The sequence below is a fragment of the Vibrio sp. V42_P2S4T144 genome, from assembly GCF_009904715.1.
GTDB classification, from domain to species: Bacteria; Pseudomonadota; Gammaproteobacteria; order Enterobacterales; family Vibrionaceae; genus Vibrio; species Vibrio alginolyticus.
Genome location: NZ_WXWS01000467.1, coordinates 1 through 7,973, shown reverse-complemented (window position 1 = coordinate 7,973; position 7,973 = coordinate 1). Strand labels below are relative to the sequence as shown.

At 47.1% G+C, this 7,973-nt stretch carries 8 protein-coding genes; 3 read left to right on the top strand and 5 right to left on the bottom strand.

Translation table 11 applies throughout. The features are described from left to right. Positions 1 to 7: 7 nt before the first annotated feature. The gene (locus CAG68_RS15615) at positions 8 to 580 is read right to left on the bottom strand and encodes a uracil-DNA glycosylase family protein (RefSeq protein WP_005382518.1); all 573 of its coding nucleotides are present in this window, start codon (positions 578 to 580) and stop codon (positions 8 to 10) included. 2 nt (positions 581 to 582) lie between these two features. Next, positions 583 to 1,506, bottom strand: coding sequence for a D-2-hydroxyacid dehydrogenase (locus CAG68_RS15610; RefSeq protein ID WP_086047091.1), 924 nt, complete (start codon positions 1,504 to 1,506; stop codon positions 583 to 585). A 66-nt stretch (positions 1,507 to 1,572) separates the two neighbouring features. On the opposite strand from CAG68_RS15610, the gene CAG68_RS15605 reads away from it, so the two are divergent. Then, positions 1,573 to 2,160 (top strand): YjaG family protein, encoded by a 588-nt coding sequence (locus CAG68_RS15605; protein WP_005382520.1) that lies wholly within the window; start codon positions 1,573 to 1,575, stop codon positions 2,158 to 2,160. Between the two features lie 79 nt (positions 2,161 to 2,239). On the opposite strand, the gene CAG68_RS15600 is transcribed toward CAG68_RS15605, so the two are convergent. Continuing rightward, on the bottom strand, positions 2,240 to 3,373 hold the full coding sequence (locus CAG68_RS15600; RefSeq protein WP_005382522.1) for a hemolysin family protein: 1,134 nt from the start codon (positions 3,371 to 3,373) through the stop codon (positions 2,240 to 2,242). Between the two features lie 253 nt (positions 3,374 to 3,626). Here CAG68_RS15600 and hupA point away from each other — a divergent pair, with 253 nt between their 5' ends. Then, positions 3,627 to 3,899, top strand: coding sequence for a nucleoid-associated protein HU-alpha (hupA, locus tag CAG68_RS15595; RefSeq protein ID WP_005382524.1), 273 nt, complete (start codon positions 3,627 to 3,629; stop codon positions 3,897 to 3,899). 39 nt (positions 3,900 to 3,938) lie between these two features. After that, the gene (locus CAG68_RS15590; protein WP_054730263.1) at positions 3,939 to 4,637 is read left to right on the top strand and encodes a DUF1481 domain-containing protein; all 699 of its coding nucleotides are present in this window, start codon (positions 3,939 to 3,941) and stop codon (positions 4,635 to 4,637) included. Between the two features lie 83 nt (positions 4,638 to 4,720). On the opposite strand, the gene purD is transcribed toward CAG68_RS15590, so the two are convergent. Both purD and purH read right to left on the bottom strand, forming a co-directional pair. Then, on the bottom strand, positions 4,721 to 6,010 hold the full coding sequence (gene purD, locus CAG68_RS15585) for a phosphoribosylamine--glycine ligase (RefSeq protein ID WP_054730264.1): 1,290 nt from the start codon (positions 6,008 to 6,010) through the stop codon (positions 4,721 to 4,723). A gap of 194 nt (positions 6,011 to 6,204) precedes the next feature. After that, positions 6,205 to 7,815, bottom strand: a complete 1,611-nt coding sequence (gene purH, locus CAG68_RS15580) for a bifunctional phosphoribosylaminoimidazolecarboxamide formyltransferase/IMP cyclohydrolase (RefSeq protein WP_086047089.1) — start codon at positions 7,813 to 7,815, stop codon at positions 6,205 to 6,207. Between the last annotated feature and the right edge of the window lie 158 nt (positions 7,816 to 7,973).

The window sequence follows — 7,973 nt, the reverse complement described above, 5'->3', positions numbered from 1 at the left end:
GGGTAACCTAAAGCATCGAGTGAACGCGTTTTTTAAGGTATGGTACGACGTCAGATTCAAACCAAGGATTCTTCTTTAACCACAATGTATTGCGTGGAGATGGGTGAGGGAGCGGGATAAAGTCCGGTTCCCAATCTTGCCATTGCTGAACGGTTTGCGTGAGCGTCTTTGGTTTGTTGGTGAGATAGTACTGCTGCGAGTACTGACCAATTAGTAGAGTGAGCTCTATATTGGGCAGCTGCTCAAGAATCTTTTTATGCCAAGTGGGCGCACATTCTTTACGAGGCGGTAAATCACCAGAGTTCCCTTTGCCTGGATAACAGAATCCCATTGGGACAATGGCAATTTTATTTGGGTCGTAGAAAACGTCTTTGTCGATATCGAGCCATTGGCGTAATCGATCACCACTTGGGTCATTCCAAGGTATCGAGGTTTTGTGTACACGTGTGCCAGGGGCCTGACCGATGATTAGGATGCGTGCCCCTTTTGCTGCTTGCACGACAGGGTTTGCACCCAAAGGTAAGTTATCCGCGCAGATCTGGCAGGCCCTCACTTGCTGCAATAGCTCGTCTAACGACATTCTTAGTAACCCTTTTCGAAATCCACTTGATAATTTAATGAAAACCCATCGCGCCAGCGTAGATAGTTGTCAGCAAAAATCTCGATGACTTGCTCGGGAAAACTCAGCGCAGCAATGTGTGGAGTGATGGTGACTTGCGGTAGTTTCCAAAATGGATGCTCTACCGACAACGGTTCTTGCTCAAACACATCTAAGAAGGCGTGTTCTACCCAACGGTTTTTCAGAGCGAAGAGCAACCCTGCCTCATCCAGTACGTCGCCACGACCTACGTTAAACAATAACGCCTGATTTAGTTGGCTGAGCGTTTGACGATTAAGTAACTGTCGCGTCTCAGGTGTACTTGGTAGAGTATTCACAACGATGTCGGCTTGCTCAAGTGCCTTACTTAGTTCATTGATATGAAAGGTCTGATGAAACTCGCCGCCTGGAGTAGGGATACCTGTGCGGTTAATACCGATAGTTTTTATCCCCATTGCTTTAGCGGCGTTGCCCAGATAGCCCCCAATGCTACCGGTACCAAGAATTACCATGGTTTTACTTTTTAATGACGTGTACAGGTGAGGCTGCCATTGTTTGTTTTGTTGCTGCTGGTGGTATTGGGCAAAGTGGCGGTAATGGGCAATACTGTAACCCAAAACATATTCAGCAATCAGTGGACCAAAGATGCCTCGAACGTTAGTTAGAGTATAGTCCTGACGAAGGCTAGGGGATGTTAAGGCGTTGACACCAGCAAACGTGGATTGCACCCATTCAAGCTGTGAAAATTCGTCTAAGCTTTGTGATAGTAAGGGTGGATCCGCTAGTACGATCTGAGCTGCTTCTGGTTGGTCGGTGAGACAAAGATCGGGCAGATTTTTCTCTGCCAGTAACGTTTTGTAGGTGTCGCGATGCTCTGAGAGCAGGAAAATCTGATTTGAATGAGGCATTAACTTTTTTCCCTGTGATGAATCAAGTACACTTTCGCTGTTTTTTTCTTCAATGATTGAGTGACTATGCTTAAGAATCCTCTTCAGGTTCGTTTAGAAAAACTAGAACCTTGGCAACAAATTACCTTTATGGCGTGTCTGTGTGAACGCATGTATCCAAACTATGCGATGTTTTGTGAGAATACAGAATTTGCTGACCCGCGTGCTTACCGAGCGATTCTTGATAGTGTATGGGAAATTTTGACAGTTAAGAACGCGAAAATTAACTTCGAACGTCAATTGGAGAAGTTAGAAGAGTTGTTCCCAAGTGCGGATGAGTTCGATTTTTACGGCGTTTACCCAGCGATGGACGCGTGTCAGGGGTTGTCTACGTTACTGCATGGTCTATTGGACCGCGACTACCTTTTCGATTCAATGCTTAAAGTGAGTCAACAGTCGGTACAAACCGTTGCTGATCTAGAGCAAGCACAAGGCGCAGAGCCAATCACTAACGACAACCAGAAAGAAAACGAAGCCGTATGTGAAGAGTGGGACGTCCAGTGGGCTATCTTCCGTCCGCTGCGTGAAGCGGTAGAACGTGACATCAGCTTGATTAAAGATTTGCGTGAAGAGCTACGTGAAGAAGGTGTGAGCAACATCGGTATTGCACTTTAATCGTTGAATAAATAGAAAAAGGCATCCTAACTGGATGCCTTTTTTGTTTGTGCGTTTAAGCTGTTATACCTAATGCTGATTACGATTCTTTCGAGTCGGGTTTCGGTGGCTCTTGAGCTTCTGGCTCTTTATCCTGCTTCTCCGGCTCATTATCTTCTTCATCGTCATCGCGGCTTTCGATTACGCCGTGCATTTCTTTCCAGCTTTCCCAGCGTTGGTAAGCCAGCTCCTGCATGTCAGTGCTTTTATCTGCTTCGTCGATGATCTCCTCGCCTACGAGGTGTTCAAAAATATCTTCCAACGTTACCAAACCTAGCACGGTACCGTATTCATCAACAACAAGTGCCAGCTGTAAGCGATGAGTCATCATCTGGTCGAATACTTTAGGTAAAGTGGTATTGTTTAGCACCACTTGAATTGGGCGCATGATTGCTCCCAACTGTTTCTGTCCACAACCTGATTGTTGTAGTTTGAACAACTCAAGGCGATGCACAAAACCAATGATGTTATCTTTCTGCTCGCTGTAAACCAATGGGCGTGAGAAAGGCGTATCTTTGTGTTTTTCTAGGAACTCATTGATGGTCATTGTGGCATCGACACGGAATACTACTGGTCGTGGCGTCATAACCTGCGTTACGGGTACATCTTGGATGCCAAGCAAGTTGCTTAAGATTTTTGATTCACCCTCGGCAAACTCACCGCTTTCACGTGCCAGAATCGCCATTGCAGACAGCTCATCACGCATCTTTGGAGCTTCGTGGTTACGAGCAAGACGCTTGGTGATTTGCTCTGAGAACCAAACAAAGGGTGTAAGCGCCCATACCATCCAACGCAATGCGACCGCGGCAGTGGGTGCCAACTGACGCCAGTAGGTCGCGCCAATCGTCTTCGGTACGATTTCTGAAAGCACTAAGATCGCCAATGTCAGCACTGCCGAAAAGATACCTAATGCTTCGCTACCAAATACAACCGCAGCCTGTGCACCAGCAGTGGCCGCGCCGATAGTGTGAGCGATGGTGTTTAAAGTCAGAATAGATGCCAGTGGTCGGTCGATATCTGATTTCAGCTTAGCCAATTGCCCAGCTGCGGGATGCCCCTGTTGATTGAGCTGCGCAATGTAGCTCGGACTGATACTCAGCAGTACCGCCTCCAGCACCGAACAGATAAACGAAATGCCGATTGCAATAGAGATATAAATGGATAACAGCAGCATAGTTGCCCTTGAATGTAGTTTGATAGTGGTTATTTGCAGCTATTATAACCGCAAAAGTGACTTATAAATTGGTCCAAATACCTTGGAAAGCAAGGGTTTTCAGGGGGTATGTGGTAACAAATTGTGAGTTATTACTCATATTATGGCTAAAAGTACGTCAGAAAATCGAAAGATCGCTTACAAACCTTTGCCAGATGGGGCATTTATGTTTTAGAGTGAGACGAATTCGATAACCTATGAGAAGGGAAACCTAATGAACAAGACCCAATTAATCGACTTTATCGCAGAGAAAGCAGACCTATCAAAAGCACAAGCAAAAGCTGCTCTTGAAGCGACTCTTGATGGTGTAACTGGCGCACTTAAAGAGGGTGACCAAGTTCAACTAATTGGTTTTGGTACATTCAAAGTAAACCACCGCGCTGCACGTACTGGTCGTAACCCTAAGACTGGTGACGAGATTCAAATCGCAGCAGCTAACGTACCAGCATTCGTAGCAGGTAAAGCGCTGAAAGAATCAGTAAACTAAGTTAGAATGCACCGAGGTATCCTGCCTCGGTGCAATTTCATGAAAAAACATCTACTCACTTCACTTCTCCTATCTAGCCTTACCCTTTTTGGCTGTTCATCGGTTGAAACGCCTAATTTAGAACAATTCACGCATTTTTCTGGTGGTAAAGTTGCGGGAGATGCTAGCAGCTTGTACTGGATGACAGAGAAACTCACTCGTGTGAGTACGGCGGCTGATTATGTGACTATGGGGGACAATGGTTGGTTCCAGAGTGATTATCGCTGGGATGAAGGTGAGTTGCGAGAGTTGATTCGAAAAGGCGAGCAAGTTGATACCAAACAAGAGTTGGTGCCTTTTCAAATCCACATCCGTTTCAATAAAGATGGCGAAGCGGTTTACCAACAATATCGTGTTAACCGTAAAGTCTTACCACTCCAGCATGACCAATTAGAGCGCTACAAAGCAGAAGCGAATGACGTAGTGGCATCGGTTAAGGTGCAGTCTCGTAACAATCAGAGCCTTATTCAAGGTTATTGGAATGGTCAATCGTTTGAAACCTGCAAAGGTAAGGTGTTCTCGACACTCGAGTTTAATCAGACGCTGCCAAAATTTATTATCGAGCGTCTCTCATCGGTAGACAGTTATGTGGCTTTTGTCGGCAAGCAGTCACGAAACAAAGCAATGGTCGATGAATTGTTGATGCTCAATGACGATGACTTTGATTGTGTTTCTCGGCCAACGTTGATCTCTGAATAAACATTGCTTCGAACTCTCTCGAACAAGAACAATAAAAAAGGCGCTGAGTGCGCCTTTTGTTTTTTAGCCAACTTATGTTGTTTTTATTTTTCTTGCTCACGTGCAATTGCACGGTAGCCGATGTCGTTGCGATGGAACATGCCATCCCAACGGATCTGTTTTGCAAGCTCGTAAGCACGCTGCTGCGCTTCTGATACGCTGTTGCCAAGTGCGGTTGCACAAAGAACACGACCACCGTTTGTCACGATGTCGCCATCTTTGTTATCTGTACCAGCATGGAAGACTTTTTCGCCTTCAATTTCAACTTGTGGCAGACCCGAAATAACGTCGCCTTTGTTGTACGCTGCTGGGTAACCACCGGCTGCTAGCACGATACCAATCGATGCTCGTGGATCCCACTTCGATTCCGCTTGATCTAGCTTCTCGTCGATTGCCGCTAGGCACAGATCAACAAGATCCGATTCCATGCGCATCATGATAGGTTGTGTCTCTGGATCACCGAAGCGGCAGTTGTACTCGATTACTTTCGGAGTGCCGTCTTTGTCGATCATAAGACCCGCGTATAGGAAACCAGTGTAAGGGTTACCTTCAGCGGCCATGCCACGTACTGTTGGGTAAATCACTTCTTCCATGATGCGGTTGTGGATTTCCTGTGTTACCACTGGAGCTGGCGAGTACGCGCCCATGCCACCAGTGTTAGGACCTGTATCTTTGTCACCTACGCGTTTGTGATCTTGGCTGGTGGCCATTGGCAGAACGTTCTCGCCATCGACCATCACGATGAAGCTTGCTTCTTCACCATCTAGGAACTCTTCGATAACTACACGGCTACCAGCATCACCAAATGCGTTACCAGCTAGCATGTCTTTGATTGCGTCTTCGGCTTCTTCTAGCGTCATTGCCACAATCACGCCTTTACCAGCCGCAAGGCCGTCGGCTTTCACCACAATCGGCGCACCTTGCTCACGCACGTAAGCCAGTGCAGGCTCGATTTCAGTGAAGTTCGCGTAGGCACCCGTTGGGATTTGGTGACGAGCAAGGAAGTCTTTAGTAAACGCTTTAGAGCCTTCAAGCTGTGCTGCTGCTTGGGTCGGGCCGAATATTGGCAAACCTGCTTCGCGGAACGCATCAACCACACCAATAACCAGCGGTGCTTCTGGGCCAACGATAGTCAGTTCAATCGCCTTCTCTTTGGCGAAAGCAACAAGGCCAGCGATGTCTTCTACATCGATGTTTACGTTCTCTAGTTTTGGCTCTAGTGCTGTACCTGCGTTGCCTGGTGCAACGAAGATAGTCTCAACATTTGGGTTTTGTGCCGCTTTCCAACCTAGCGCATGTTCACGACCGCCTGAACCAATGATTAAAACTCGCATATGAAAATCCTTAATCTTATAAATACCGTTTGCTCACACTCAGATATTTCGCAAAGACCTGAGTATGGCCTCTCTAATTCAATGGGACGAGGACAAGGCGACAAGTGAACTTATTCCTATGAGCATAGTATGCTATGTGATTAGGATAAGTGAACGCCGTCAACGCAGTTATCGTCCCAGTGAAGACGAGAGGATTAGTGGCGGAAGTGACGCATACCGGTAAAGATCATCGCCATGCCGTGTTCGTCTGCCGCTGCGATAACTTCGTCATCACGCATAGAACCACCTGGTTGGATCACACACTTGATGCCCGCTTCTGCAGCCGCGTCGATACCGTCACGGAATGGGAAGAATGCATCTGATGCCATTACACAACCTTCAACCTGTAGACCTTCGTCTGCAGCTTTGATGCCCGCGATTTTCGCAGAGTAAACGCGGCTCATTTGGCCAGCACCTACACCGATAGTCATGTCGCTTTTCGAGTAAACGATCGCGTTAGATTTCACGTATTTCGCTACTTTCCAGCAAAACAGTGCATCTTTCAGCTCTTCTTCTGTTGGCTGGCGCTTAGAAACCACTTTTAGGTCGTCTAGGCTTACCATGCCTTGGTCACGGTCTTGAACCAGTAGACCGCCATTCACGCGTTTCACGTCAAAGCCAGTTGTCTTAGTTGTCCATTCGCCACACTCAAGTAGACGCACGTTCTTCTTCGCTGCAACCACTTCAATCGCTTCAGCAGAAACAGAAGGTGCGATGATCACTTCAACGAATTGACGCTCAACAATAGCGGTTGCTGTTGCTGCGTCTAGCTCTTGGTTGAATGCAATGATGCCGCCGAATGCAGATGTTGGGTCAGTTTGGTAAGCACGGTTGTACGCTTCTAGGATGTCTTTACCTAGAGCAACACCGCATGGGTTTGCGTGTTTTACGATTACACATGCTGGCTCGTTGAACTCTTTCACACACTCAAGCGCTGCGTCCGTGTCTGCGATGTTGTTGTAAGAAAGGGCTTTACCTTGGATTTGGCGAGCAGTAGAAACGGATGCTTCTTGTGGGTTTGCTTCAACGTAGAATGCGGCTGCTTGGTGGCTGTTCTCACCGTAGCGCATGTCTTGCTTCTTCTCGAACTGTTGGTTGAACGTACGAGGGAATTTGCTCTCTTCATCACCTTTCTTTCCTTCTTCATCAAGCAAAGAGGCACCGTAAGATGGAACCATAGTGCCGAAGTAGTTTGCGATCATGCCGTCGTAAGATGCTGTGTGCTCGAATGCTGCGATAGCTAGGTCGAAACGAGTTTCTAGTGTTAGAGACTTCTCGTTTGCGTCCATCTCTGCAATTACGCGGCCGTAATCACCTGCGTTAACAACGATAGTCACGTCTTTGTGGTTTTTCGCTGCAGAACGAACCATGGTTGGGCCGCCGATATCGATGTTTTCAACAGCGTCGGCTAGTGTACAGCCTTCTTTGGCAACGGTTTCTGCGAATGGGTATAGGTTTACGACAACCATATCGATAGGGTTGATGCCGTGCTTTTCCATCACGTCATCATCTTGGCCACGACGACCAAGCACACCACCGTGAACTTTTGGGTGAAGCGTTTTAACGCGGCCGTCCATCATTTCTGGGAAACCAGTGTAGTCAGAGACTTCAGTTACGGCGATGCCTTGTTCGGCAAGTAGGCGAGCTGTACCACCAGTAGATAGGATATCGACACCGCGCTCAGCAAGAGCTTGCGCAAACTCAACAATACCTGTTTTGTCTGATACGCTGATAAGCGCACGGCGAATAGGACGAGCGTTATTCATGCTTCCATTTTCCTCAAATTCACGGAGTTAAAGATGTTTGCCAAAAATGAACTTGTTTTTACCTCTTGGGGTAAAATATTGGCCAGTTTTGGTAAAGACCTTTGCAGGGTGTTTTCTGGTTAGAAAACAGTCTCCACATTTGATGGCGCGTATTCTAA